This window comes from Actinomadura sp. B10D3 (genome assembly GCF_039871695.1).
Classification (GTDB): Bacteria; Actinomycetota; Actinomycetes; order Streptosporangiales; family Streptosporangiaceae; genus Spirillospora; species Spirillospora madurae.
The window spans coordinates 48,218-74,710 of record NZ_JBDPLY010000017.1 but is presented as its reverse complement, the minus strand read 5'-3'; the positions used below and the strand labels follow the sequence as shown (position 1 = coordinate 74,710).

Genomic DNA, 26,493 nt, shown 5'->3' with positions numbered 1-26,493 from the left:
GGGGCGGGACGCCGTCAAGGCACCGGGCGGCTCCACAGGACGGGCTGACCACCGCGGGAGTCGGCGCTGCGGCCCACCCCCAGCAGCGAGTCCGCCAAGACCGCCAGGCCGGTGATCTGCTGGTCGCCGACGCCTCCGAGGCCGGTGCCGCCGGGCGTGGCCGCCTGCCAGGAGGCGCCGTCGGCGGACGTCCACGACACGACGTCGGTCGCGCCGGCGCGCCCGGTGACGCCGGTCGCGGCGAAGCCCTTCGGGGTCGCGGACAGCGCGGTGACGGTCGCCTGGGTCTGGCCGCTCGGGGACTCCAGCGGGCGCCACGTCCTGCCCGCGTCCGTGGAGACATAGCCGAGCCAGTCGAGGCCCTTCTGCGTGGCCGCGACGCCCGCCGCCACGAGCGTGTTGCCCTTGGCCGCGACGTGGGTCAGATGCCCCTCGGTGACGCCGGACGGCGGCAGTTCGAGCACCTGAAGTGTCCACTGCTTGCCGTCGGGGGACAGCCACACCGAGGGGTGGTTGCCCTTGCCGTCCCGGATTCCGCCGACGGCGACGTACCCGGACGGGCCGGCCGTGACGTCCAGCATCCACCGGGTCCCGTTCTTGCTGCCCGTCAGCGCCTTCGCGTCGGCCCCGGTGCCCTTGGACCAGTTCTTCAGATCCGAGGAGAACCATGCGGCGCCCGAGTAGCCCGCCGTGCCGACGACGACGTATCCGGCCGAGCCGGCCGCGGCGGCGTAGGTCACCGACCCGCCGCCCGCCCCGAACGCGGGCGCGGTGTCGGCGGCCTGCCACGTCGCGCCGTCCTGGGAGGTGACGACGAGGGGACGGCGCGCCGGGGCCTGGTCGTAGCCGACCGCCAGCCAGCCCGCTCCGCCGGCGACCACGTCGGTCAGCTGCTGCGGTCCCGGCCGGGTGAACGCGGCGCCGAGGCCCTGCGCGGGCTTCCAGGAGGCGCCGTCGGCGGACGTCCAGGCGGCGGCGTCGCCGCTCGCGCTGCCCACCGCGACGGCGAGGTTCCCGGTGGCGCCGACCGCCCGGACCGCGTGGTCCGGCCGGATGGCGCCGGGGATCTTCGTCAGGTCGACGGGGACGGCGGCGCCGGACGCGTCCCAGACGCCGAGCATCGGGTCGGTGTCGCCGCCGCCGGGCTCGCGGCCGACGAGGACCGTCTGGCCGCCCGCCGCCGCGGCGCCGAGCACCTCGCGCCCGGCCTTCGACTCGGCGGACCCGGCGTCCTTCCACGTGGTGCCGTCCGCGGAGCGCGACAGCAGCACGTCGCCGCCGCGGACGACGACGGCGGCGAAGCCCTGGCCGTCGGAGGCGATGCCGCTGGTCCGCCCGTAGCCGGACGGCTCCAGCTTCCCGGCCTTGGTCCACGACCGGCCGTCCTTGGACGCGTAGGCCTGGCCGAAGAGCTTGCCGGACGCCTTCATCTCGCGCATCGCCAGGAACCCGGCCTCGCCGCCGCCGATCATCAGGCCGCGGCTGCCCTTCGGGACCGGCACCTCGGACGTCGCCCACGTCCGGCCGCCGTCGTCGGAACGCCAGACCTTCCGGTACGGGCCGGGCTTGCGGGAGTCGGGCGTGATGAGCCCCTCCAGCAGGATCACGTCGCCCGCGGCGGCGGCCTCGACTAGCGACAGATCGCCCTTCTGCACCTGGAGGCCGATCTGGTCGCCGACCCGGGCCTCCCAGCGGCGCCCGTCCGCCGACAGCCACGCGGCGGGCCGCGCGTCACTGAAGTCGCCCTTCGGGGAGTTCTCCCCGATGGCCAGGAAGCCGCTGCCGGTGCCGACGATCCGGGTGACCCGGTCCTTCGCGCTGAAGACGTCGCCTACGGCGTCGGGCTGGCGGCGCCACTCCTTGCCGTCCTCGCTGGTCCACACCGCGCCGGCACCGCCCGCGCGGTGGCCGATGGCGACCCATCCGCGGGACGAGGCGCCGACCGCCGCGGGCACGCCGCCGGGCGGTGCGACGCCGCCGTCGGCGTCCTGCTGGGGGACGGACTCGAAGGTGCGGCCGCCGTCGGTGGAGACGAGGAACAGGCCGCGGGAGTCCTGCGGGTCGGTCTCGCCGCCGACCGCGACCACCGTCGAGCCGAGCGCCGCGACGCCGGTGACCTGCTGGTCGCGGCCGTCGGTGCGGGCCGCGCCGTCCACCGGGAACAGCGACCCGGCCAGCTTGGCGCCCGTGTCGCCGCCGCCGTCGTCATCGCCGAGCAGGCCGGGCACCACCAGGACGCCCGCGGCGACCAGCGCCACGACGGCCAGCCCGGCCGCGCCGATGAGCAGCGGCTTCTTGACGCTCCTGCGGCGGCCTCCGCCCGGACCTCCGGTCCGCCACGGCTCCTCGATCACCGGTGGCGGCGCGACCGGGTGGGCGGCCTCCTGGCCGGGGTGCGGCGTGCCGGGGATCTGCTGCGCCCACGGGAACTGCTCGGCGGGCGGAGGGGCGCTCGGCCCGCCCGGGATCTGCTGCGCGTACGGGAAGGGCTCCGACGGCGGGTGCGGGGGCGGCGTGCCGGGGATCTCCTGCGCGTACGGGAACGGCTCGTGGGCCGGCGGGCTCTGCGCGGGCGAGACGTTCGGCGCGGGCGGCGACTGTGGCGCCTGCGGTGGCGCGGGGGGCGTCGGCGGCGGCGGGGCCAGGTTCTCGACGCGGGTCACGTCGGCCATGTCCTGCCCGTACGGGAAGGGCGGCGGCGCGAGCGGCTCGACCCGGGTGACGTCGGCCATCTCCTGCCCGTACGGGAAGGGCGGCGGCGCCGGGATGTCGGTGGACGTCGTCTCGACGTCGGCCACCGGGGGTGGAACGGCGGGCGAGGCCGCGTCCTCACCGTCCGTCTCCGAGGTGCTCTCCGGGGCGGTCTTCGAGGCGGTCTCGGCGGCGGCCTTGCGGCCCTTCGGCAGGATCACCGTCTGCAGGGTCTCGTTGATCTTGAGATCCATGACGGTGCGGTCGGCCGGCAGGTCGTCGCCGTCGTCGGTGTCGTCCTCGACGTCGTCGGTGTCGTCCTCGACGTCGTCGGAGGGGTCCTCGGGGGAGTCCTCCGGGGCGTCGTCCGCGGGCTCCTCCGGGAGGTCGTCCTCTTCGGGGTCGTCCTCCGGATCGTCCACGAGGCCGTCCTCGACGTCGTCCTCCGGGTCGTCCTCGGGGAGCAGCGGTTCGGACGGGGTCCCCTGGTCGTCCAGCCAGCGCGGCGTGGGCGGGGCCTGAGCCGGCTGCCCGGGCTCGGGACGCTCACCCACGTGCTCGCCGTCCGGCTTTCCGGTTGCAGTCACACCCGCTCTCCCAGCATCCGTTCACTCTTCTCGACTCACCCTGGACACCCGAGGCGGCACCTCGCTGCGATCCGGGGGTTGTCAGCGATGATAGCGGCGCATAAGGGACCGAACTTCCTCAGCGGCTACGGCCCGCGGCGATGCAGCCGCCTCCGGAGCAGTGCGTCAGCGCGTAGAGGAGATCGGACAGGTGCCGCCGCCGCTGCTCGGTCAGCGTGCCGGCGATGTTGTTCAGCTCGTACGGGTCGCGGGTCCTGTCGTAGTACTCGCGCTCCCCGTCCTCGTACTCCACGTACAGCATCTCGTCGTTGCGGATCGCGTTGTAGGTGGTAGGGGCGCCGGGAGCGGAGTCCTGCCGGTCGGGGTCCAGCGGGGACGGCGGCGGCTTCACGTGCTCGACCAGCGCGGACTCGCGCCAGTCCGGGGGAGCGGCGCCGCGCAGGAACGGCGCGAGCGACCGGCCGTCGGTCGCCGCGGGCGGGCGCACGCCGGCGAGGTCCTGGAAGGTGGGGGCCAGATCGGTGTTCTGCGCGATCTCCCGGGCGCTCCGACCGGCGGGGACGGCCGGGCCGGTGACGACGAACGGCACCCGGACGTCGGTGTCGAACGCGGTCATCTTCCCGCCGGCCAGCCGGTGCTCGCCCATGTGGAAGCCGTTGTCGGACCCGAAGACGACGTAGGTGTCGCGGTCGAGGCCGAGGTCCTTCAGCGCCGTCCGGATCCGGCCGATCATCTCGTCCACGGACTGCACCATGCGGACGCGGTCGCGGTATCCCGCGTCGATCCGGGCGAGGCCCGGCCTCCGCAGCGCCGGATGCGACCGCAGCCATGACGGCTTGTCGCGGATGTCGGCCTCGTTGAACGCGGGCGACCGGGGCGCCTTCAGGCCGCCGAACTTCGTGGCGTGCCGGGGCGCGGGAACGAACGGCCCGTGCGGCGCGAACGTCGCGATCTGCATGAAGAACGGCTGCTTGGACCCGCCTATCCGCTTGAGGAAGTCGACGCCCTTGTTCGACAGCACGTCGGTCAGGTAGTCCTCCGGCTTGCCGCCGTAGTGGACGAGGCGGCCGTTCTCGTTCAGGTTGTAGTTGTACTCGGGGTAGCCGTTGCCGCTGACGTACCACTCGTTCCAGCCCGGCGGTACGTACGGTCTGGTGCTGCCCTGGGTGTCGTTGGGCTGGTAGCCGTTCATGTACTTGCCGAGCAGCGCCGTCCGGTATCCGGCCTTCTGCAGCGACGGGGCGAAGGACGCCTGCTCGCCGCCCTTGGCCTTGAACACCTCATAGCCGCCCTGGGGCGGGAAGTTCGTGCGGACCCCGGTGTTGTGGGGATACCGGCCCGTGAAGATCGTCGCGCGGGACGTGCAGCACAGCGAGTCGGCCATGATGAAGTTGCTGAACGTGAGCCCGTCCCGCTGCATCTGGAGCACCTGAGGCATGTGCGCGATGAGGTTCCAGGAGAGGTCGTCGGTGAGGACGAAGACGATGTTCGGCTTCTTCGGGACCTTGCCGCCCTTGGCGCCGCCGGACGGCTCCTCCGCCTGGAAGAGGCAACCGCTCAGGACGAGGGCGGTGGCCAGGCTGACCGCGGCCGCCAGCCGCCGGTGTCGGATCAACGTCCGTGTCCCTTCCGTGATGCGATCGCCGGGCAAGCGTAACGATCCGGGGCGGTTGACGGTGTACCCGGCGGGGTTGGCCGTGGCGCGCGGGTTGTTGGCATGATGCGGGGTGCCATGAGAAGGACGGTCCGGGACCCGCAGGTGATCGCGCCGCTGATACCGCTGGTCGCGGGCGCCGCGATCAGCGCGCTGGTCGCGCTCGTCGTCGGGCTCGCCGTCTCCTGCGGTCCGTCGCGCGGCGGCCCGGACGCGCACCCTTCCGGCCGGGGCGGCACGGCCTCCGGGCCGCCGCCGAGCCCGGCGGGTTCGGCGGCGGCGATCGATCCGCCCGGCTACTCGCCCGCCGAGCCGGTGGTCGACGGCTCGTTCGCGGACCCGACCGTGATCAAGGCGGCGGGCACGTACTTCGCGTACGGCACCAACAACGCCGACGCGACGATGCCGGTCGCGACGGCCCCGTCGCCGACCGGGCCGTGGACGGTGTCGCCCGGGGACGGCCTCGCCCGCCTCCCCGCCTGGGCCGCCGCAGGGTGGACGTGGGCGCCCGAGGTCGTCCCGCCGCGCGCCGGGTCCCGGTCGTACCTGCTGTACTTCTCCGCGCGCCGCAAGGACGGCGACGAGCAGTGCGTCGGGGTGGCGACCGCCTCGTCCCCCGCCGGACCGTTCGTCCCGCAGGAGGGCGGGCCGCTGGTGTGCCCGCTGGACCTCGGCGGGGCGATCGACCCGGCGTCCTTCATCGACGATGACGGCACCCGCTTCCTGCTCTACAAGAGCGACGAGCGGACGACGGCCGCGATCTACCTGGTCAGGCTCACCCCGGACGGGCTCGGCCCGGCCGGGCCGCCGAAGCAGATCATGGGCCGTGCCGCCGACGAGCCCGTCCTCGTCGAAGCGCCCGACCTCGTCCGGAGGGGCGGGCAGTACGTGCTGCTGTACTCGGCGGGCTGGTACTTCCAGTCGAACTACCAGACCCGCTACGCGGTGGCCTCGTCCATCGAAGGGCCCTACCGGAAGGGCGGCGCGGTCCAGTCCACCGGACTGTACGGCGGGAAGGTCGAAGGCCCGGGAAGCGCGGACGTCCTCGCCGACAAGACCGGCGACTACCTGGTCTTCCACGGCATCCTCGACCACCACGGCGGCTCGAAGGTGACCCGCGGCATGTACGTCGCCCGGCTCGGCTGGGACGGTGCCCGGCCGGTCGTCCGGGGCGTGCCCGTCCGGTACGAGGCGGAGCGGGCACGGCTGAACGGCTGCGTGTCGGTGCTGGGCCGGCCCAACGCGTCCGGCGGCAGCGCCGTCGGGCCGTTCGTCCGCGACGACTGCCGGGTGGACGTGCCGATGTTCGCTCCCGTGGCCGGCCGGTACTCGGTCCGGTCGCAGTACGCCAACCGGTCGGGGAACGGCTCCGACCTGGAGGTGTCGGTGAACGGCTACGCCGCGACGTCCGTGCGGCTGGAGGCCACGAAGGGCGCCGACTGGGCGTCCGTCACGGCGACGGTCGACCTCGCCGCAGGCTGGAGCACCCTCGGCCTCCGCCGCCTGAACGGGCAGGGGCAGATCGACTACCTGGAGCTGCGGTAGGGGGCCGTCCGCTCGAACAGGACGAGCCAGCCGCCCCGGTACGACCATCGTCCGACCGTCCGCCAGGGGCCGGCCCTCTGCACGGCCTGCTCCCGCCGCTGGATGATCGGCCCGTGCGGGTCGAGGGACCGGTGGTTCATCACCCACACCCGGTTCACCCGGGCGAGCTTGCGGGGCAGGTCGCGCGGAAAGGTGTCGCGGCCCTTCAGGTTCTCCGCCGCCACCGGGTCCGTCCGCACGCTGATGTCGCGGAGCCGTCCGAAGACGTCGGGGTAGGTGGCGGCGCTCCAGCGCACGCTTCCCGCGAGGTAGACGACGGCGTCCCCCGGGCGGGCGTGCGCGCGGACGGCGTCCGCGGCCCTGCGCATGTCATCTGGGCGGCTGTCCTGCCGCCGCAGGTACTCGTGGTCCTGGACGGCCGGGGCGATGAGCGCCGCGGCCGCCGCCAGCGCCACGGCGGCCTGGACGGCGGGACGGCGCGCCACCGTGAGCAGCCCCGCGATCCCTCCGCCGGCCAGCAGCGCCACCGCGGGCAGGCAGAAGACCGTGTACCTGAAGTAGAACATCGGGTCGCCGGCGGCGGAGACGGCGAGCAGGAGCACGGTCGGCAGGACTGCCCACGGCAGCGCGACGGCCGAGAGGGAGGCGGTCCCCGAGGGCCGGGTGCCGCCGGAGCCGCGGGTGCGCCGCACGACGTCCACGGCGACGCAGGCCAGAACGAGCGCGATGACCGGCGCGACGAGGTCGTGGCCCCCGGCGAGGAACTGCACCTCCGTCCAGGCGACCTTCCAGGACGGATCGGGAAGCCACGTCACCTGGCGTTTCTGGTCCTGCGCCGCGAGCGCCAGGGCCGCGAGCGGCAGCGCGGCCACCGCCGCGGAGACGAGCCAGCGCACCCATATCCCGGCCCTGGGACGGGTGAGCAGCAACGTCACCCCGTGCGCAGCCAGCAGCAGAGCGCCGTGCAGATGCAGCAGGCCCAGGACCGCGACGGCCGGCGCGTAGCCCGCGAACCACCGCCACGGCCGCGGCTCGTCCCGGTCCAGGGCGCGGACGAGCAGGTACGTCGCGAGCACCGCGACCGCCGCCGTCATGGCGTAGGACCGCGCCTCCTGCCCCCACCTGCTGGTCTGCGGGCCGGCGGCCCACACCAGCCCGGCCGCGAGCCCGGCCGCGGGCCCGGCGCAGCGCCGCGCGACGACCGCGACACCGGCGGCGGCCGCCGCCATGGCGAGGGCGCTCGGCAGCCGCATCGCGATCTCACCGGTCCCGAACACCGCCACCCACGGCTTCATGATCAGGTAGTAGAGGGCGTGGACGAGGTCGAGATGAGGGAAGACGCGCAGCATGTCGCCGTAGGACCGGGTCGTCATGCTGATCGTGGCGGCCTCGTCCAGCCACAGCGACGGGGTGCCGATGCCGGCGAGCGCGGCGGCGAGCGTCACCGCCGCCGGGACCAGCGGCATCCCCGGCCCGGCGAGCCCGCGCGCCCGCCGGCCGGCGCCGGTCCGCGGCCGGCTAGCCGTCCCGACCATCGGCGCGACCCTCGTCGGGGGGTGGTTCGGCCCCGGCCTCGCGCAGCACCGCGGCGGTCGGCCTCGGCCGGGTGAACAGACCCTCCCGGACCCCGCGGACCGCGGCGCGCCGCAGCACCGCCCGGTCGCCGGAGGCCGCGAAGGTGCGGGCCCACCGCCGCAGCGTCGACCCGGCGTACAGGGCGCGCTCCGGCGGCGCGAGCCCGCGGCTGCCGGTGAACAGCCAGATCTTGTTGCGCACCTCGTAGAAGAAGCGGTCGCCCGGGTCGGTCTCCGTCCCGCCGAACGTCCTGGTCTTGTGCACCGCGACGCTGCCGGGGCAGAGCAGCCCGCGGCGCCCGCGCAGGAGCCGCGTCGTGAACTCGAAGTCGTCGTTCCACAGGAAGTAGTCGGCGACCGGCAGCCCGCGCTCCCGCACGACCGCGGCGTCGACGAGCACGGACACGAACGACGCGGACCGGATCGGCACGCAGCCCGCCGCGCGCGCGACCCGCGTCTCGTCCGCCGTCGCGCGGGGCTTGGGGCGCGGCGTGTTCATCGGGTGGTCCCGGCCGTCGGTCCACACGACCCGGCTGGCCACGAGCGCGGGCGGGCCGTCCTCGCCGGTCGCGGCCCTCTCCCGGGCGGCGAGCAGCATCTCGAGGGCGTCGGGCTCGGGCACCGTGTCGTCGTCCAGCAGCCAGAGGAGCGCGGCGCCGCCGCTCAGGGCGCGGGCGATGCCCGCGCCGAACCCGCCCGCCCCGCCGATGTTGCGGGCCAGGACGAGCAGGTCCGCGTCCGGGAACCGGTCGGCGACCAGCGCGGCGGTGCCGTCGGCGGACGCGTTGTCGACCACGATGATCCGGTCCGGGGCGCGGGTCTGCGCGCCGAGCGCGGTCAGCGCCTCCTCCAGCAGATCGCGCCGGTCGTGGGTGACGATGACCGCGGCGACGGGCGGCCCGCCCCGGGCTCCGGGCCCGGCGGTCACGGGGCGCGCCTGCCTGCGGCGCGCCGGGCGGCGCGCTGCAGGGCCGGCGACGGGGACGCGGCGGCCTCGGTGAGCCGCTCCAGGTTCTCCCGGACGCCGGCCATCTCGCTCTGCAGGTGGGCGAGCCCGACGCGCTCGCGGGCCAGGGTCAGCTCCTCAAGCAGGTGGGCCACCACCCCGACGGACGCGACCGCGATCAGCTCGTCCGGGACGTCGCCGGGAAGCAGGCCGGCCTCCGGGGCCCGCGAGGTCGTCAGCTCCTCCAGGTCACCGGCGACGTCGTAGCCGGACGAGCGGAGCGAATCGGCGAGCTCGCGGGTGCGGCGCGCGGCCCACTCGGCGTGCCGCGCGGGCAGGCCCATCCGGTCCGAGCCGTCCCCGGCGAGGCCGTGCCCGACGAGATGCTCGTGGACCATCCGCTCGTAGTCGCCGCCCAGCGCCGGGCCGATCTTCTCGTTCAGCCGGCGGAGCAGCTCCGCCTCGGTCGCCGGCAGCGGCTCGTCCGCGGCGATTCCGCCGAGGTCGCACACCCCGTCGCCGATGCCGGTCAGCGCGCGGAACCGGTCCCACAGCGGCCCCGGGCCCCCGTCGGGCGCGGGCAGCGTGAGGACGTGGACGCGCTCCTTCGGCACGGCGGACTCCCACGCCCGCAGGACCCGCACCGCGTCGTGCAGGCCCCAGAACATCTCCCCGTACGGCTCGGGCGCGTCGATGCCGCGGGCGACGAGCTCGTCGACGAAGTGCTCGAAGGTGATGGTGTGCGCGTGCCGGATCTGCTCCTGCCAGTCGAGGATCAGCTGCCAGCCGAGGTCGCGGGTCGCGAAGACGACGTGCACCTCGGCCGGTTCCAGCGCCGCCACAGCCCGCTGGGCCTGCTTCGCGGTCGCCCCGCCGAGCAACGCCTGGGAGAAGACGACCGTCGGGCCGTCCCAGTCGCGGGCGCGCCGGGCCATCCGCTCCCACGCGCCGTCCCAGCCCGGGTCGCGGTGCCCGCCCCAGCTCATCTCGCGCAGGTCCATGACCGCCGCGAAGTGCTCCTGCGGCCCCGCGACCGGGTAGCAGACGCCCGCGTCGCCGAGGCGCCGCCGGTTCGCCCACAGCACCCGGTGCAGGAAGGCCGCGCCCGCGGTCGGTGCCCCGACGTGCAGGTAGACGGACTTCCCGGCTCGCTCGTCCCCCATGTGCGCGCTCACTCCGCTCTCGTCCGGGCGCCGGCCCGTCCCGCCCTGCTCTGGATCCTGCGGTAGGCGCCGCGCAGGCGCCCGGCCGCCGGATAGCGTTCCGCCGCCGTCCGCACCGCCCGCTCGACCAGCGGCGCTGCGTCGTCGGCCAGCCTCCCCGTCCGCTCCAGCAGCTCGGCCGACTCGGCCCGCAGCATGTCGATCTGGTCGCCGACGGCGATCCCGGCACCGGGCACCGCGCCGGCGCGTTCCCGCCTTTCCTGGACGCGCCGCAGCAGCGCGGCGATGGCATCGACGCCCACATCGGCCATCTCCGCCCAGCGCGGCTCGTCGGGAGGCGGGGAGACCTGGCGGCCGAGGGCCGGACCGGACGCCGGGCCCGGCATCAGGTCGTACAGGTCGCCGACCACGTCGTATCCGGCGGCGCGCAGCTCCTCGACCGTCTCGACGGCCCGCTCGGTCGCCCACGGAACGTGCTCGTCCGGCAGCTCGATCTTGACCGGATGCGGCCGTCCGGCGAGCACCTGCTGCGCGAGGAACAGCTTCACGTCCTCGTTGTAGCCGTGCCAGCCGACCCGCTCGACGACACCGCCGCCGAGCTCCTCGTTGAGGCGCAGCAGGAACTGCGTCTCGGCCAGGCCGAGGGACGGGTTGGCGAACGTCCGGGACAGGTCGTAGTCGTCCGGGACGAGGCCGGTGGCCGCGCAGAAGCGCCGCCACAGCAGGTCGCGGGGTGCGCCGGGCGGCGGCAGCGTGACGACGTGGACCCGCTCCGGCGGCAGGTGCGCGCCCCAGCGCCGCAGGACGGCGACCGGGTCCTGGAGGCCCCAGAACAGCCGCGCGCTCTCGTAGGCGCGCCAGTCCTGCCGCCGCAGGGCCGTCACGAACTCGGTGAACGAGGTCGTGAACCGGTTCTTGACGTCCTCCTGCCAGTGCGCGGGGATCTGCCGGCCGAGGTCGCGGACGGTGAAGACCACGTGGACCTCCGCGAAGTCGAGGTCGGCCATGGCCTGCCGGACCCATTTCGGCCGGGCGGGCGCGAACAGCTCCTGCGAGACGATGACCGTCCCGCCCCAGGCCGCGGCCTCGTCCACGAGCGCCCGCCACGCGCCCCGGACCGCCGGATCGGAGGCCTCGCGGAAGAACGTCCGGCGCAGGTCGAACGCGGCGCGCACGTGGGCGGCCGGGTCGTCGCCGGGGTAGAGGACGCCGTGCCCGCGCAGCCGCTCCCTGTTGTGCCACAGCACGTTCTGGAGGAACGTCGTGCCGCTCTTCGCCGCCCCGACGTGCAGAAAGACCGCAGGGCGGGCACTCCGTGCCGCGCTGCCAGGAGGGGGTGAGGCCACCACGATCCTTGGGAGTCTTGCGCCGGTACCGATCGAACCCCGGGTATCTTAGCCGCAATCCCGACATGCGGACCGGTCGGCGCACCCCGCGCGGCCAGGTCCTTCGCTCCCCCGCACGAGACGGATGGCACCGTCCAGTGAACGTTGATCTCGTGGTGGCCGGCTCCGGATTCTTCGGTCTCACGGTCGCCGAACGATGCGCGGCCGGCCTCGGCCTGCGCGTCCTCGTGCTCGACCGGCGCGGCCACATCGGCGGGAACGCCTACAGCGAGGCCGAGCCGGAGACGGGCATCGAGGTGCACCGCTACGGCGCACACCTCTTCCACACGTCCAACCGCAGGGTGTGGGACTACGCGAACCGGTTCACCGCCTTCACCGGCTACCGGCACCGCGTGTACTCCACCTACAAGGGCCGGGTCTACTCGATGCCGATCAACCTCGGCACGATCTGCGAGTACTTCGGCCGGGTGTTCGCCCCCGACGAGGCGCGCGCGCTGATCGCCGCGCAGGCGGCCGAGGTGCGCGCCCCGGCCAACCTGGAGGAGCAGGCGATCTCGCTGATCGGGCGCCCGCTGTACGAGGCGTTCATCCGCGGCTACACGGCCAAGCAGTGGCAGACCGACCCGCGCGACCTGCCCGCCGAGATCATCACCCGGCTGCCGGTGCGGTACACCTTCGACAACCGGTACTTCAACGACACCTACGAGGGCCTCCCCGTCGACGGCTACACCGCCTGGCTGGAGCGGATGGCCGACCACCCGCGCATCGAGGTCAGGCTGAAGACCGACTTCCTCGACCTGCGGGACGACCTCGTCGGCAACGTGCCGGTCGTCTACACCGGCCCGCTCGACGAGTACTTCGGCCACTCGGAGGGAGAGCTCGGCTGGCGGACGCTGGACTTCGAGATGGAGGTCCTGCCGACCGGCGACTTCCAGGGCACCCCCGTCATGAACTACGCCGACGAGGACGTCCCGTACACGCGGATCCACGAGTTCCGGCACTTCCACCCCGAGCGCGAGCACTACCCCGCCGACAAGACGGTGATCATGCGGGAGTACTCCCGCGCCGCGGCGCGCGGCGACGAGCCGTACTACCCCGTCAACACCCCCGCCGACCGGGCCCGGCTGCTCGCTTACCGCGAGCTGGCCGGGCGCGAGGACGGCGTCCTGTTCGGCGGGCGGCTCGGCACGTACCAGTACCTCGACATGCACATGGCCATCGCGAGCGCGCTCAGCATGGTCGACAACAGACTGCGTCCCCATTTCGCCGGGGCGGCGCGTCCCAATAACAGACCCGGCGGGTCTGGAGGGCCGTCCCCCCGGCCCCGACCGCGTGGAGGTGCGGACGAGTGACCGAACATGCCGAAACCGAGGCCGAGACCAAGGCGGAGGCTGAGGCCGAGGCGCCGGCGCTGCGCGTCCTGCAGCGCGTCGTGATGCCGGTGGACCGCGACCTGGACGTCCTCAAGCTCTACGTCGAGGGCGAGATCGGCCGCGGCGCCGAGGCGTTCGCCGCCGAGGCCGCCGCCGAGACCGAGGACGGCGGGGGACCGGCCGAGGGCGTGGGCCGCCGCAGCGTGGTCGTGCCGGTCGGGCGGCGGGTCTCGTTCGCCACCTACTTCAACGCCTTCCCGGCCTCCTACTGGCGGCGCTGGACGTCGGTGGAGGAGGTCGTCCTGCGCGTCCGGATGCGCGGGCAGGCCACGGTGATCGTCTACCGGTCCAGCGCGAAGGGGCACGTCCAGCGCGTCGACTCGGTCCGGATCGACTCGGGCACCGCCCGCGAGGCGACGTTCCGGCTGACCCTGGCGCCGTTCATCGACGGCGGCTGGTACTGGATGGACGTCCTCGCCGGCGAGGAGGACGCCGTCCTCGAACGGGCCGACTGGTGCGCCGACGTGAGCGCGTCAGCCCCCGTCCGGCAGGGGCGGGTCAGCCTCGGCATCACCACGTTCGACCGTCCGCGGTTCTGCGTCGACCAGCTCCTCGCGCTCGGCCGCGCGCCCGAGGTGCTGGAGGTCGTGGACGCCGTCTATGTCGTCGACCAGGGCAACCGGCGCGTCCGCGACGACGCGAACTTCGAGCGCGCCGCCGAGGCGCTCGGCCCGCGGCTGCGGCTCATCGAGCAGGGCAACCTCGGCGGCTCCGGCGGCTTCTCCCGCGCGATGGACGAGACCGTCAAGGCCGGGACCAGCGACTACGTCCTGCTCCTCGACGACGACGTGGTCACCGAGACCGAGGGCGTCCTGCGCGCGGTCGCGTTCGGCGACTTCGCCCGCACGCCGACGATCGTCGGCGGGCACATGTTCAACCTGTTCGCCCGCTCCCAGCTGCACGCCTACGGCGAGACCATCGGACGGTACCGCTGGTGGTGGGAGGAGGCCCCGCACACCAAGCGCGAGCACGACTTCGCCCAGCCCCCCGACCCGAACCCGCGCGCGAAGACGAGCTCGGGCGGCCTGCGCAAGACCAAGTGGCTGCACCGCCGCGTCGACGTCGACTACAACGGCTGGTGGATGTGCCTCATCCCCGTCGACGTCGTGCGCAAGGTCGGCCTGTCCATGCCGATGTTCATCAAGTGGGACGACGCGGAGTACTGCGTCCGGGCGGGCGAGGCCGGCTTCCCGACCGTGACCCTGCCCGGGATGGCCGCCTGGCACGTCCCCTGGCAGGACAAGGACGACGGCATCGACTGGCAGGCGTACTTCCATGAGCGCAACCGCCTGGTCACCGCGCTGATGCACTCCCCGTACGAGCGGGGCGGCAACCTCGTCAAGGAGAGCTTCATCATCTCGGTGAAGCACGCGCTCGCCATGCAGTACTCCACCGCAGAGCTGATGCTCTCCGCGGTGGAGGACGTCCTGAGCGGCCCCGAGCACATGCACGCGGGCATCGCCACGAAGCTCCCCGAGATCCTGTCCTTCCGCGCCGAGTTCCCGGACGCGCAGAACCGCACCAGCCACGAGGAGTTCCCGCAGGTCCGCCGGACCAAGCCGCCGAAGCGGGGACGCGGGTTCAAGCCCCCGCGCGGCAAGGTGAACGTGCTCGCGAGCGCGATGCTCGGCACCGTCAAGCAGCTCCGCCCGGTGGAGGCGGGCGCGCGCGGCAACCCGCAGGTCGTCGTCCCGCACATCGACCGGCACTGGAGCCTGCTGTCGCAGGTCGACAGCGCGCTCGTCTCGTCGGCCGACGGCACCCGGGTGGCGTGGTACCAGCGCGACCCGGAGCGCTTCCGCGCGCTGCTCAGGCGGACGTCGCTCCTGCACGCCCGGCTCAGCCGCGAGTGGCCGGAGCTCAGTCGCCGCTACCGGGCGGCCATGGCCGAGATGGCCTCCGCCGAGGCGTGGCGCGCCACCTTCGACGCCGCGGACCCCGGCCGCGCCGGAGGGGAGCAGGGATGACGGTCGCGCCGGTCCGCGCGGACGGCGGGCTGCGGGCGCCGGGCGGCGACGGCGGCCTGCGGCAGACCCTGCGGAACAAGTACCTGCTGCGGCTGCTGGTGCGGCGGGAGCTCCGGGCCCGCTACAAGGGCTCGCTGCTCGGCCTCGGCTGGTCCTACGTGCGCCCCGCGGTGCACTTCGGCGTCTACTTCTACGTCATCGGCGTGTTCCTCGGCATGGACGACCGGATCGAGAACTTCCCGATCTACCTGTTCGCGGGCATGGTGCTGATCAACCTGTTCACCGAGACGCTGCACTCGACGACCCGGTCGGTGACGGGCAACGCCGCGCTCGTCCGCAAGGTGTTCCTGCCGCGCGAGCTGTTCCCAGCCGCGTCGGTCCTCGTCTCCCTCGTGCACTTCCTGCCCGGGTTCGCGATCCTGCTCGGCGGGGCCGTCGCCACCGGATGGCGCCCGGCGCCGGAGGCGCTGGGCGCGGCCCTGTTCGGCTTCACCATCATCGTCGTGCTCGGCTTCGGGCTCGGGCTGCTGTGCGCGGCCGTCAACGTGTTCTTCCGCGACCTGGAGCAGGTCGTGGACATCTCGGTGATCGTCATCACCTGGTCGGTGCCGATGATCTATCCGTGGACCCATGTCCGGGAGCACGCGCCGGGCTGGGTGCTGGACGTCTACCTCGCCAACCCGCTGGTCAGCGCGGTGTCGCTGTTCCAGCGGGCCTTCTGGCTCCCCGGGGCCGGCGGCGGCTTCGCGTTCCCGCCCCACCTGTACCTCAGCGCCGGCGCCGCGCTGGCGGCGAGCGTGCTCGTGTCCATCGCCGGTCATGCGGCGTTCTCCCGCATGCAGGCGCGTTTCGCGCAGGAGCTGTAGCCGTGCCCTCCACCCCGTCGATCGTGATCGACCGCGTCACGAAGAACTTCACGCTGCGGCACGCGCGGTCGATCAAGGAGATGAGCGTCCGCGCGTTCCGCGGGCAGCGGCTGTCGGACCGGTTCCGGGCCCTGGACGAGGTGAGCCTCACCATCAACCAGGGCGAGACCGTCGCGCTGATGGGGCTGAACGGGTCCGGGAAGAGCACCCTGCTCAAGCTCATCTCCGGGGTGATGCGCCCGGACTCCGGGGCGGTGCTCGTCCGCGGCCGGATCGCCGGCCTGATCGACGTGGGCGCCGGCCTGCACCCCGAGCTGACCGGCCGGGAGAACGTCTACCTCAACGGCGCGATCCTCGGCATGACGCAGGCCGAGATCGCCCGCAAGTTCGACGCGATCGTCGAGTTCTCCGGGGTCGGGCGGTTCCTGGACGACCAGGTGAAGTTCTACTCGTCCGGCATGTTCATGCGGCTGGCGTTCTCGATCGCCGCCCACACCGAGCCGGACGTGTTCCTGATCGACGAGGTGCTGGCCGTCGGCGACCCGCCGTTCCGGGAGAAGTGCCTGGCCCGCATCCGCGAGCTGCGCGGCGAGGGCCGCACCATGGTCATCGTCGCGCACGACATCCGGATGCTCGTCGGGCTCTGCGACCGCGGCATCACCATGCGGCAGGGCCGGGTGATCTTCGACGGGCCGACGCGGGAGGCCGGCCGGCTGGTGCGCGAGGACCGCGCCGCCCGCCGCGCCAGCGGGATCCGGCTGGGTGCCACATCGGGTGATCTCGGTGGATAGGGTGTCCCGGACCGCGGCCGGGGGGCCGTCCCTCCGCCGCCGGCCGGTGCAGGACCAGGGGAAGGTGCGGCGTTGACCAAGCAGGTATCCGGCGGCCCGTTGCTCGACAACGTCCACCGCGTCATCGCCGACAAGGCGTGCGCCGTCCTGTCCCTGGACGTCTTCGACACCGTGCTCTGGCGCCGCGTGCCGCGCCCGACCGACGTGTTCGGGCTGCTCGCGTCCCGGATGCGGGACGCCGGGCTCTGCCCGCCCTGGCTGACCGACGCGACGCTCCGCCGCATGCGCATCGCCGCCGAGGACACCGCTCGCCGCGGCCGCGACGCACTCGGCACGGAGGTCTCGCTGTACGACATCTGGCGGGCCATGCCGGACGGCGTCTTCGGCGAAGCGCCGCTGGAGCAGCTCGTCGAGGCCGAGCTCCTCCTGGAGCGCGAGCTGACCGTCGTCGACCTGGACGTCGCCGAGGTCGTGAAGGCCGCGCGCAAGCAGGACATCCAGGTCGTCCTGGTCTCCGACACCTACTTCACCGACGACCAGCTCGCCCGGCTCCTCGACCGGCCGGAGCTCGGCCCGATGGAGGGCGTGCGGATCTTCCGGTCGAACCAGCACGGCACCGCCAAGGCGTCCGGCCTCTGGGAGATCGTGCTGCGCGACCTCGGCCGCAGCCCGGAGCAGATCGTGCACATCGGCGACCACGAGGTCGCCGACCACGAGGTCCCGGGCGCCCTCGGCATCCGGACCGTGCACTACCGCAGGCTCGACGACGCCTACCTGGACGTGCTCCAGCGGGAGAAGGAGCCCGTCCGGCCGTTCGGCGAGCACGCACCCGACCTCGACGACCGGCACGGCGACTTCGGCCTCACCAGCCTGCGCGCCAAGGCCGTCCACTCGGGCGTGCCGTTCACCACCTCGGCGCTGGACGTCGCGTGGCGGTACGGGGCGGGCGTCCTCGGCCCGGTGCTGACCGGCTTCGCGGAGTGGGCGGCGTGGAAGGCGCACGAGTCCGGGACGCGCAAGCTCTGGTGCTCGATGCGCGAGGGCGAGCTGCTGTCCCGGCTGATCAACGAGGCCGCCGCGGCCCGCGGCTGGGACGTCAGCGCGGCGCCCGTGTGGCTGTCGCGCTTCGTCACCTCGCTCGCCGGGCTCGACCCGCACGACAAGGACGCGGTGCACGCCTTCGTCCGCACCGGGTACCGGCTGACCGTCCGGCAGGCCCTGTCCGTCCTGGAGCTCCAGCCCGGCGACGTGCCCGGCCTCGCGACGGAGCTGGACACCGTCATCGACAACGGCGACATCGCCGACCGGGTCGCGAGCGCCCTCACCGAGACGCCGCACCTGTGCAACCGGCTCGCGGTGACCGTCACCGCCGCCCGCGAACGCATGATCCGGTCGCTGCGGGAGGCGGGCGCCCTCGACGACGGCGACCTGACCCTCGTCGACCTCGGCTGGGGCGGGACGATCCAGCGGCAGCTCGCGCGGGCCCTGGAGATCGCCCGCATCGACGTCCGGCCGGCCGGGCTGTACCTCGCCACCGACACCAGGTCCGAGCGGGTCCACATGGCCGGGCTGCGCGCCGAGGGCTACCTGGCGCAGGCCGGGCATCCGGCGCACGTCGCGGCGACCATCACCCGCAGCCCCGAGATCGTGGAGCAGTGCGTCAACGCGCTGTGCGGCTCCCTCATCGGCTACACCGAGGAGGGCGCGCCGGTCCTCGGCCAGACTTCCGACTCCCCGACCCAGAACGCCGAGCGCCGCACCGTCCAGGACGGCGTCCTCGCGTTCCAGCACATGTGGAACCGGTACGTCACCGCCTCCGGCGGGACGTGGCCGGACCTCGCCCGCCCGCAGGCCGCGCGGGACCGGCTCGCCCGGATCCTGGTCGCCGCGCTGGAGTCGCCCACCCCCGAAGAGGCCGCGGTCTTCGGCAACTGGACCCACGAGGACAACTTCGGCTCCTCCCTCGTCACCACCCTGCTGCCGGCCGACCTCAAGCCCGCGATCCCCTACCTGTCGCCGGGCGACCTCGGCGACCTGCACATGCGCGATTCGTTCTGGCCCGCGCTGATCGCCGCGTCCGACACCGGGCTCGGCGCCATGGTGCGGGCCATCGCGGACGGCGCCATCGCCCCGGATGCGTTCGACCCGGCGGGGGAGAAGTTCGAGACGCGGCTGCGGTACCGGACGGCCGACGACCAGTGGCACGAGCCCATCCGCCGGCGCGTCCGGATCAACCACAACGGCCTGTCGTTCTCCCGGCTGTCGTTCGAGCACCACGACACGATCGACATCTCGCTCGCCATCCCCGGCCGCCCCGCCATCGTCCGGGTCGACTGGATCGAGGCCAGGGTCATCGCCGGGGGCCGCCGCCGCGAGCAGGTGCTGCGCTGGGACAGGCCGGAGGACTTCGTCGGCCTCCACTACGCCGACTGCCGCTACCTCGGCGGCAACCTGATGGAGTTCGACACGTCCTACGCCGCGGTGTGGCTCCCGCTCGCCCGCCGCGCCGGCGTCCCGGCGGTGTCGTCGGGGCAGGTCACGATCGCGTTCGCGATGCTCCCGCAGTCGATGACCGGCATGGCGCCGCGGATGCCCGTCGACCGGAAGGCCGAGCGGTCCGCGCGGGCCGCGCGGCTCACCGAACGGGTCCGCCAGGAGTACCGGACCGCGGGCGTCAAGGGCATCGCCGCCGGCGCCGGACGAGTGGCCAGGAGGAAGCTCGGTGACACGACGTGACTTCGGGGCGGCCGTCACCGGTACCCCCGCCGACCCGCACGAGCAGGCCCGCGCCGCCCGCGAGCAGCCGCTGCTCCTGCACTCCATGGCGGTGTTCCGGGAGCTCTTCCAGGCCATCTTCGGCTGCCGCGAGATCGGCACGGTGGTCGAGGTCGGGGTGGAGTCGGGCCAGGTCAGCTCGGTGTACGCCGACCTCGGCGCCACCGTCCACTGCGTCGAGCCCGCCCCCGGCGACGACCTGCGCGCCGTCCTCGCCGAGGACCCGCGGCTGAACCTCGCGGAGGGCCTGTCCCCGGCCGTCCTGCCGGACCTGCCGGCGGCCGACCTCTACGTCCTGGACGGCGACCACAACTACGCCGTCGTCCGCGCGGAACTCGCCTGGATCATGGCGAACGCTCCGGACGCCGTCGTCGTCCTGCACGACGTGCTCTGGCCCTGCGGGCGCCGCGACTTCTACTACCAGCCGTCCCCGCTGCCCCCGGAGGACACGCACCCGTCCACGGCCGACGGGCCGACGGCATGGCACGACGACGTCACCCCCGCGGGCTTCGTCGGCGACGGCGCCTACACGGTGGCCGCGCACGCGGGCGGCCCGCGCAACGGCGTCCTCACGGCCGTCGAGGACGCGTTGGACGAGACCCCCGGCTGGCGGTTCGCGATCGTCCCGGCCGTCTTCGGCTTCGGCGTCCTGATGAGGACGGGCGCCCCCGGCGCGGACGACGTCTTCGACGCGCTGCGCCCCTACACGTCCTCCCACCTGCTCGCGGCGATGGAGAACAACCGCATCGCCCTCTACACCCGCATCCTCCAACTCCAGTACGAGGCAGAGGCCCGCACCGCCGACGCGACCCGCCTCACCGAGACCGTCGCCGCCCAGCAGCAGGAGATCACCCGCCTCCGCTCCGCCCTCGACCGCGCCCGAGCCGAAACCGCCACCGAACGCCAGGAACTTCAGGTGTTACGCGAGAAGGCGGGGCGTTCCGCCGCGCAACCGGCCCCCGAGCCCGACATCGGTGAGGCGGTATCGCACCTGGGGCGGGCCCTGTCGGCCCGGCTCCGCAGAACGCCCGGTCAGTGAAGACCCGGGCGACAGTCGTCTGCTGATCACGGTTCACAACCCCCGGAGAGGGATCTGACATGACGGATTACGTCGCGACCGTGGCGATGCATCAGGACACGTGGGGGACGTTCCTGGAACCCGACCCGGCCGTGGAGGGCGCCGAGAACCTGCACGAGACCCTCGGCATCCCCATTCTCAGCGGTCACCACGCCGACCTCACCGTCTTCAAGGGACGGAACAGCGTGTTCGACCGGATCGCCTCCCGGTCGAAGGAGGTGGATCTCGCCTACGAGGACCAGTGCAGCGCACAGCACTATTACGACGTCTTCGGTTGTGTCGAGCGTGAGCACGGGGCGCTGACGAGGCTCGTCGACGTCGGCGTCTTCATGGGCGGATCCGCCGCCGTCCTCGCCGGATGCGTGGAGCCGATGGGGCTCGAACTCGACCTCGTCGACGTCAATTCGGTGTTCCTGCAATTCGCCCGGGAACGGGTGAGCCGGATGTTCCCGCGCGCCACGACGCGGGTCCGCATGTTCCACGGAGACCTGCCGACCTACGTAGCGAACGTGCTGCTCGCCGAATCCGGGACGAGCGCCCTGATCCACCACGACGGTGCGCACGACTTCAACCAGGTCGTCAAGGACCTGAGCTCCCTCTACTACGCCCGCGACCGCATCCATGGCGTCGCTCTTCAGGACACCCACCTGCGCGGCGACATCTCCTACTTCAACTTCGTGGACGCCGCCGTCTACGCCATGTTCGGCGTCGGCGTGAAATACGAGCCGCTGGGCGCCCGGTACCCCCAGGACTCGCCGGTGACCCATCCCAACCAATGGAACGGAAACTATTTCCTGGCAGACACCTCCGAGGGGATGTACGTGCCTTTCGACGGGGTCGAGTGGAAGTACCCGCACCCGTCGATGGAGCTGGAGTCGTTCATGCCCGTGAAGGCGCCGCCCGCCGGCTGAGCGTGGCCGGGTGTGGCCAGGGGTGCGGGAGGGGTGTCCGTTCTTTGGCGCAGGTGGGTGTGGTGACCGAAATGTGGGCCCATGCGAGGTTGGTTCGGGACTCTTCCGGGGAACGTGGCGCGAACGCGCTGGAAGGTCTTTACCCTGGGCTGTGTAGGAAACCGACCGTAAGCTAAGCAAAACCGGCAACCCCCAGGCGTTCCACACCTTCCCGCGACTCCCAGGGGTCTCTCGACGTGACGGACATGGCGAGCGAGTCCGCGAAGGCGCGGCTCACACAGGCCGACCGCGTCCATGTGGGCTGGCGTTACGCGCAGGTGCACCCCGATCCCGGACCGCCCCCCGGACGGCCCGAGGAACCCGAGCGGGCTCCGCTGCCCCCGCCCGCGCGGCGCCTCGGCGAGGACATGGCCGGCCGCCCGCTGCGGATCGCGTTCATCGGCACGCTCGCGTTCGTCGCCCTGTTCCTCCTGTGCGGCATCGCCGGGGTCATCCCGTGGGCGTTCGCCGCAGTGGCGCTGCTCGCCTGCGCTGTCGTCCTCGCCATCACCGGCGGCGGGCTCTGGCGCGACGAGCGGAGCGTCCGCGAAAGGCTCGCGCAGGAACGGCGCGAAGAGGAGCGCCGCCGCGCCGCCCGGGAGCGGGAGCGGGAGACGGCCGAGCGGGACTACGCCAAGGCCAGGGCCGAGTGGGAACGCCGCCACTCTGCGTACGAGAGCCAGCGCGAGTGGTACCCGGTCGCCGTCCCGCCCGGGGTCGACCGGGTGGACGTCGTGGGCGGCACCCTCGCCGGATGGTCCGCGGCCGTCACGACGATGGGCGCGGCCCGGCTCGCCGTGGGCGCCCGCCTCACCGTCATCGACCTGTCCGAGGGCGCGGTCGCGCACGACCTGCTGCGCCTTGCAGCCGACCGCGGCGACGACCCGCTCGTCTGGGTGCTCCCGGCCGACCTGCCCCGCCTGGACGTCACCCGCGGCCTCAACCCCGAGGCGCTCGCCGACGTCCTCTCCCTGGTCGTCAGCGCCGGCGAGGAGGAAGGCGGCACGCGCGACCTCTCGTTCGACAACTCGATCCTGGAACGCCTCATCGAGGTCCTCGGCCCCGACACCACGATCCCGCGGATCACCGCCGCCCTGCGCGTCCTCGCCCAGGTCGGCGACCCCCGCGACGACCTCCGCAAGGGCCTGCTCACTGAGGAGCAGCACGAGCGCATCGCCACGCTCTTCGGACGCGACGCCACGGACCGGATCGTCGTCCGCCGCGCCTGGGCCCTGGAGGCGCAGCTCCGCAAGCTGGAGAAGCTCGCCACCGAGCCGGTGCGGCTGCCGCCGTCGCGGCTCCACGTCGTGTCGATGGACCGGCGCGCCGGCGTCCTCACGAACCGGATCCTCGGCACCTACGTGACGACCGCGCTCACGCACCGGATCCGCGAGGCGCCGCCCGGCGGCCGATGGGACCACACCCTGTTCCTGTGCGGCGCCGAGAAGCTGCGCGGGGACGTCCTCGACCGCCTCATCGACGCCTGCGAGGCGACCGGCACGGGCCTCGTCCTGATGTACCGGTCGATCCCGGGCCACGTCCGCGAGCGCCTCGGCCGCCGCGGCCACGCGGCCGTCGGCTTCATGAGGCTCGGCAACCCCGAGGACGCCCGGGTCGCCGCCGAGCACATCGGCGCCGGCCAGCCCCTCCTCGTCGCCGAGATCACCGACGCCGCCGGCGAGACGCTGTTCGACGTCGCGGGGGAGAGCTACGCCAGCACGGTCGCCTTCGCCCGCCCGCGCGGCGACGGCCTCACTGACCCCGTCTGGTCGCCGCTGCCCGCCCCCGCCGCCGACGACTCCGTCCTGGTCGAGGGCATCAGCTCCGCCACCGCCTGGGGCCGCACGGTCGCCGACCGCCGCGCCGACAAGCAGCGCTTCCGCGAACTGCTGGTCGAGCCCCCGCAGCTCCAGGAGCTGCCGCCGACCGCGATGGTCTTCACCCACTCCGGCGCGACGGGCCGCCGCACCCTCCTCGTGGACGCCAACCCCGGCATCATCACCCTGCCGACCGCGCACTCCATGGAGTTCGAGGAGTACCTCCGCGAACAGCAGCAGACCCTCGTCGAACCTCCCGAGGAAGAGCCCCCTTCCGAGACGATCGAGCCCCCGGCGGAGTCTCCGGAACCGCGCGTCCCGCGAGCCCGCCACGCCCTCCCCCGTGGCGCGGGCCCCCGCCCGGCCCGCATCGTCCCCACCCTGAAACCCAACGGCCGCCACAAAGCCAACCCCCCGTCCTGACCCCCGGGGACGTCAGAGCTGTGAGGCCAGTTCGGTGAAGTGGGGCTTCATGGCGGGGTAGTAGTCGTCGAAGTTTGGTCCGGGAGAGCCGTCGCGGGCAGCGACGAGCATGTCCAGGTAGTACTCCCAGCCGGGGCCGACCTCGCCGATCTCGTCGGTCGAATCGAGGTGTTGCACGAAGCGCAGCCGCGTCACGCCGTCCGCTTCCTCCAGCAGCAGTTCGAGGAACCAGTCGCCGTACTCGTCGGACGCCGACAACGCCAGCCGCTCCGGTGGCTCGCATGCGTCGATGTGCATGTCCATCCACGGTTCCTGCTCTTCGAAGGCCATCTGCACCCGGATGGTCTTGCCGGGAGCGGCGTCGCCTTTCCAAGGCCCGAACCAGCGGGCCGTCCGCTCGGGGTCGGTGACGCTGGCCCACACGTCCGTGATGGGCGCGCGGAACGTCCGGGTGAGGACGAGATCGCTTCCGGTGCCGGTACGCAGAAGTCGAGCGGTCGGTTTCATGCCGTGTCCTCCTTCGGCTGGGCGGGAGCCCGGCCGGACCGGTTCTCGCGCCGGGTTCGGTAGACCTCTGTCTCCAGTGCGTCGAAGCGGTGCTCCCAGCCGGACGGCTCGGCGAACTGGGCGAGCCACGTGGACAGCTCAGTGAACCGTCCGGCGTCGAGTTCGTAGAGCCGCTTTCTGCCGACCGCTTCGCCGCGTACCAGACCGCTCTGCCGCAACACGCGCAGGTGACGGCTCACGGCCGGCCTGCTGATCTGGAAGTGCGCGGCGATCTGACCCGCGGAGAGCCTGTCGCGGCGCAGCATGACCAGGATCTCCCGGCGTACCGGGTCCGCGATCGCCCCGGCCACATCATCCACGCGGAAAGCGTAACGCATAGGTTACGCATCTGGCGAGGTCCTTCAGGACGAGGCGGAAGTATTCCGGATCATCCGGCCCAGCACCTTGAGCGCGGCGACGTAGTCGGCGTCGTCGATGCCGTCGTGGATCCGCGCGGCGATCTCCGGGGCCAGCTGCTTGATGGTGAGTCGGCCCTCTTCGCCTTCGGGAGTGATCCACAGGCGGCCGTGGTCGTCGCGCCGTAGCCAGCCGCGGGCGACGAGTGCTTCGGCCTCGGCTTCCAGATCGTCCTCGTCCCGCAAATAGGTGCGCATCGCGTGGGCCAGTTCAGGGATCGTCATGCCCTGGCCGTCGGGCGAGATGTCGTCGGGGGAGAGGTTGCGCAGCAACCAGAACTGGGGCTGGGTGGAGCCGTGCCGCGCCTGCTCCGTGCGGATGAAGCCGATCACGGACTCGTAGGCGACGCCGGTCCAGTAGCCGGCGGGCTGGCGGGCAAGCTCCTCGTCGCTCATCTGCTCGATGCTCGGGATCTCGGTCGTGGTCATCAGCTGTGGCTCCTCTGTCGGTAGAAACCACATCAAGCTAGAACCTCAATCTTTGTTGAGGTCAAGTGGGCCTGACCGGGCAAGAGGGGCTCGCGGAACCCCGGCATCCTGACGCCCACCCACCCACGCCAATGCCCACTCCTGGAGCGGTTCAGGGGCCCCGGCCTGCCGCTCGAATCGGATGATCCCGGCCGGTTGAGGCGTGCGCCCTCGGTGCGGGTCGGCATGGGCGTGCATTGAAGGCGGGCGGCGGTTGCCGGTCGCCGGGCTCTGAGGAATGTCATCGAAAGCGTGGCCTGACGGGCCATGGATCTTCTCGGGGGGACTCTGGAAAAGGGCGCATCCTGATCTTGGGTTCCCTTGTGATTGTCGCGCTGGGTTTTGTGTTCACCCGGCCCCTGCCGCCTATCCAGGGGACGATGGGGATGACCCTCTTCGGAGGGGGATCTCTCATCATCTTCGTGGTGTGGCGGGAAGGGTTCGGAGGGCTTGACCCACGCAGACTGACCCCGGCCCAGCGGAAGGGCATGCGGCGACATGCCGTGACATCATCCTTGATGAAATTGGGAGGGCCCCTCGCGTTCGCCCAGATCGGCGCGGGCCCCTACGCATCCATCACCACACTCGGCAGCCTTCTCGCGGGGGCTGCCATGACCACGACGATGGGGCGCTGGTGGCGCGTCATCGTCTTCATCGGAGTGCTCCAGGCGACCAATGTCATAACGGGCGCCGAAAGCGTGAGCGTTCCGGGGATCGTTGCGGCGGTGGCCGCGGCAACCCATCCGTTCAGCCTGCCCAGTCAGGCGAAGCTGATGGGAGAAAAGCGCGATCAGTGCGTCGCGCAGGCGAACGTCATCTGCCTCGTCTTCGTCATCCCGTTGTGCGTCCCGCTTTCCCACATTCTCCGAACGCCGATCGGGGAGTGGAAGTGGGGCTTCACCGAATTCGTGGCGATGATCATGGCGGGGCTTCTCGCGACGGCGCTCGCCGCCGTCATGCAGACCAGGGCCGCCCGGTACATCACCGAGGCGGACATGGGAGCCTGGGCGGCGACAGCACCGGCGGTAACGCCGGTGGTGGCCTTGGTCGCGATCTTCGCGTTCTCGGCATTCGCCCCGGTCACCCTGCCGGTCCCGAGTCGGCTTCAGTGGACGGCGTTACTGATCGTGGCGTACGCCGCCTACCGCGCGGTCAAGGCGGACTCGGCGGCGCGGGCCGCCGATCCCATCGAGAAGGAGCTGAAGCGGGAGTGACACCGGTGGCGCTTGCGTCACCATCACATCGCGAAAAGAGGGAGTCCGGTCTAGGCCGGGCTCCTTTCTCCGTTCTTCCAGGCGGGGCATTGGCGTGGGGCGTGGGAGCGGGGAAGGATGCTGGGGTGACTATGCCCCCTGGTTCTTCTCGCGCTGGCCGGCCGCCTTCCGGGTGGGGTGGCGGGATGCCGGGGGGCGGGCCGCCGGGGTCTCTAGGGGGCGGGTCGGTGGTGTTGCCGGGGC

19 protein-coding genes are annotated in these 26,493 nt (G+C 72.8%); 10 read left to right on the top strand and 9 right to left on the bottom strand.

The window, feature by feature from the left end; all coding sequences use genetic code 11:
- Positions 1-14 precede the first annotated feature (14 nt).
- Both ABGB11_RS24590 and ABGB11_RS24585 read right to left on the bottom strand, forming a co-directional pair.
- Complete coding sequence (locus tag ABGB11_RS24590; protein ID WP_347636333.1) at positions 15-3,278, bottom strand: hypothetical protein; 3,264 nt, start codon at positions 3,276-3,278, stop codon at positions 15-17.
- A 118-nt stretch (positions 3,279-3,396) separates the two neighbouring features.
- Complete coding sequence (locus tag ABGB11_RS24585; protein ID WP_347636332.1) at positions 3,397-4,893, bottom strand: sulfatase; 1,497 nt, start codon at positions 4,891-4,893, stop codon at positions 3,397-3,399.
- Between the two features lie 117 nt (positions 4,894-5,010).
- Between ABGB11_RS24585 and ABGB11_RS24580 the strand changes: the two genes are divergently transcribed.
- Entirely contained in the window at positions 5,011-6,477 is a 1,467-nt protein-coding gene (locus tag ABGB11_RS24580) for a family 43 glycosylhydrolase (protein WP_347636330.1), read from the top strand.
- On the opposite strand, the gene ABGB11_RS24575 is transcribed toward ABGB11_RS24580, so the two are convergent.
- Genes ABGB11_RS24575 through ABGB11_RS24560 form a run of 4 tightly spaced genes read right to left on the bottom strand, consistent with a single transcriptional unit; the run spans position 6,459 to position 11,506 of the window.
- Positions 6,459-8,012: a glycosyltransferase family 39 protein gene (locus ABGB11_RS24575; RefSeq protein ID WP_347636329.1), complete on the bottom strand. Its 1,554-nt coding sequence runs from the start codon at positions 8,010-8,012 to the stop codon at positions 6,459-6,461. The two genes, ABGB11_RS24580 and ABGB11_RS24575, sit on opposite strands and share 19 nt — an antisense overlap.
- Positions 7,996-8,979 carry a glycosyltransferase gene (locus tag ABGB11_RS24570; protein WP_347636328.1) on the bottom strand — a complete coding sequence of 328 codons (984 nt, stop codon included), beginning with the start codon at positions 8,977-8,979 and terminating at the stop codon, positions 7,996-7,998. The genes ABGB11_RS24575 and ABGB11_RS24570 overlap by 17 nt, the downstream gene beginning before the upstream one ends.
- The gene (locus ABGB11_RS24565; RefSeq protein ID WP_347636326.1) at positions 8,976-10,160 is read right to left on the bottom strand and encodes a hypothetical protein; all 1,185 of its coding nucleotides are present in this window, start codon (positions 10,158-10,160) and stop codon (positions 8,976-8,978) included. Before ABGB11_RS24565 ends, ABGB11_RS24570 begins: the two co-directional genes overlap by 4 nt.
- 8 nt (positions 10,161-10,168) lie before the next feature.
- The gene (locus ABGB11_RS24560; RefSeq protein ID WP_347636325.1) at positions 10,169-11,506 is read right to left on the bottom strand and encodes a hypothetical protein; all 1,338 of its coding nucleotides are present in this window, start codon (positions 11,504-11,506) and stop codon (positions 10,169-10,171) included.
- Between the two features lie 137 nt (positions 11,507-11,643).
- On the opposite strand from ABGB11_RS24560, the gene glf reads away from it, so the two are divergent.
- The 8 genes from glf to ABGB11_RS24520 all read left to right on the top strand — a co-directional run bounded on the left by glf (position 11,644) and on the right by ABGB11_RS24520 (position 23,606).
- Entirely contained in the window at positions 11,644-12,858 is a 1,215-nt protein-coding gene (gene glf, locus ABGB11_RS24555) for a UDP-galactopyranose mutase (RefSeq protein ID WP_347636324.1), read from the top strand.
- Positions 12,855-14,906 carry a glycosyltransferase gene (locus ABGB11_RS24550; protein ID WP_347636322.1) on the top strand — a complete coding sequence of 684 codons (2,052 nt, stop codon included), beginning with the start codon at positions 12,855-12,857 and terminating at the stop codon, positions 14,904-14,906. Before glf ends, ABGB11_RS24550 begins: the two co-directional genes overlap by 4 nt.
- The gene (locus ABGB11_RS24545) at positions 14,903-15,772 is read left to right on the top strand and encodes an ABC transporter permease (protein ID WP_347636321.1); all 870 of its coding nucleotides are present in this window, start codon (positions 14,903-14,905) and stop codon (positions 15,770-15,772) included. Before ABGB11_RS24550 ends, ABGB11_RS24545 begins: the two co-directional genes overlap by 4 nt.
- A gap of 2 nt (positions 15,773-15,774) precedes the next feature.
- Positions 15,775-16,563 carry an ABC transporter ATP-binding protein gene (locus ABGB11_RS24540; RefSeq protein WP_347636319.1) on the top strand — a complete coding sequence of 263 codons (789 nt, stop codon included), beginning with the start codon at positions 15,775-15,777 and terminating at the stop codon, positions 16,561-16,563.
- A gap of 72 nt (positions 16,564-16,635) precedes the next feature.
- Positions 16,636-19,299: an HAD family hydrolase gene (locus tag ABGB11_RS24535; RefSeq protein WP_347636318.1), complete on the top strand. Its 2,664-nt coding sequence runs from the start codon at positions 16,636-16,638 to the stop codon at positions 19,297-19,299.
- Positions 19,286-20,377 (top strand): class I SAM-dependent methyltransferase, encoded by a 1,092-nt coding sequence (locus tag ABGB11_RS24530; RefSeq protein ID WP_347636317.1) that lies wholly within the window; start codon positions 19,286-19,288, stop codon positions 20,375-20,377. The genes ABGB11_RS24535 and ABGB11_RS24530 overlap by 14 nt, the downstream gene beginning before the upstream one ends.
- Positions 20,378-20,436: 59 nt before the next feature.
- Positions 20,437-21,327 (top strand): class I SAM-dependent methyltransferase, encoded by an 891-nt coding sequence (locus tag ABGB11_RS24525; RefSeq protein WP_347636315.1) that lies wholly within the window; start codon positions 20,437-20,439, stop codon positions 21,325-21,327.
- 245 nt (positions 21,328-21,572) lie between these two features.
- Entirely contained in the window at positions 21,573-23,606 is a 2,034-nt protein-coding gene (locus ABGB11_RS24520) for a hypothetical protein (protein WP_347636314.1), read from the top strand.
- A gap of 12 nt (positions 23,607-23,618) precedes the next feature.
- Here ABGB11_RS24520 and ABGB11_RS24515 read toward each other — a convergent pair whose 3' ends face one another.
- The 3 genes from ABGB11_RS24515 to ABGB11_RS24505 are packed head-to-tail and all read right to left on the bottom strand — an operon-like array spanning position 23,619 to position 24,997.
- Positions 23,619-24,113: an SRPBCC family protein gene (locus ABGB11_RS24515; protein ID WP_347636313.1), complete on the bottom strand. Its 495-nt coding sequence runs from the start codon at positions 24,111-24,113 to the stop codon at positions 23,619-23,621.
- Positions 24,110-24,472: a metalloregulator ArsR/SmtB family transcription factor gene (locus ABGB11_RS24510; RefSeq protein ID WP_347636311.1), complete on the bottom strand. Its 363-nt coding sequence runs from the start codon at positions 24,470-24,472 to the stop codon at positions 24,110-24,112. The genes ABGB11_RS24515 and ABGB11_RS24510 overlap by 4 nt, the downstream gene beginning before the upstream one ends.
- 42 nt (positions 24,473-24,514) lie before the next feature.
- Positions 24,515-24,997 (bottom strand): MarR family transcriptional regulator, encoded by a 483-nt coding sequence (locus tag ABGB11_RS24505; protein ID WP_347636310.1) that lies wholly within the window; start codon positions 24,995-24,997, stop codon positions 24,515-24,517.
- Between the two features lie 650 nt (positions 24,998-25,647).
- Between ABGB11_RS24505 and ABGB11_RS24500 the strand changes: the two genes are divergently transcribed.
- The gene (locus ABGB11_RS24500; RefSeq protein ID WP_347636309.1) at positions 25,648-26,250 is read left to right on the top strand and encodes a hypothetical protein; all 603 of its coding nucleotides are present in this window, start codon (positions 25,648-25,650) and stop codon (positions 26,248-26,250) included.
- Positions 26,251-26,493: the final 243 nt, after the last annotated feature.

Excerpts from the sequence above, each read along its gene's own strand:
- ABGB11_RS24580 (WP_347636330.1), top strand. The coding sequence starts at position 5,011 with ATGAGAAGGACGGTCCGGGACCCGCAGGTGATCGCGCCGCTGATACCG.
- ABGB11_RS24575 (WP_347636329.1), bottom strand. The coding sequence starts at position 8,012 with ATGGTCGGGACGGCTAGCCGGCCGCGGACCGGCGCCGGCCGGCGGGCG.
- ABGB11_RS24565 (WP_347636326.1), bottom strand. The coding sequence starts at position 10,160 with ATGGGGGACGAGCGAGCCGGGAAGTCCGTCTACCTGCACGTCGGGGCA.
- ABGB11_RS24545 (WP_347636321.1), top strand. The coding sequence starts at position 14,903 with ATGACGGTCGCGCCGGTCCGCGCGGACGGCGGGCTGCGGGCGCCGGGC.
- ABGB11_RS24525 (WP_347636315.1), top strand. The coding sequence starts at position 20,437 with ATGACGGATTACGTCGCGACCGTGGCGATGCATCAGGACACGTGGGGG.
- ABGB11_RS24520 (WP_347636314.1), top strand. The coding sequence starts at position 21,573 with ATGGCGAGCGAGTCCGCGAAGGCGCGGCTCACACAGGCCGACCGCGTC.
- ABGB11_RS24515 (WP_347636313.1), bottom strand. The coding sequence starts at position 24,113 with ATGAAACCGACCGCTCGACTTCTGCGTACCGGCACCGGAAGCGATCTC.
- ABGB11_RS24505 (WP_347636310.1), bottom strand. The coding sequence starts at position 24,997 with ATGACCACGACCGAGATCCCGAGCATCGAGCAGATGAGCGACGAGGAG.
- ABGB11_RS24500 (WP_347636309.1), top strand. The coding sequence starts at position 25,648 with ATGACCACGACGATGGGGCGCTGGTGGCGCGTCATCGTCTTCATCGGA.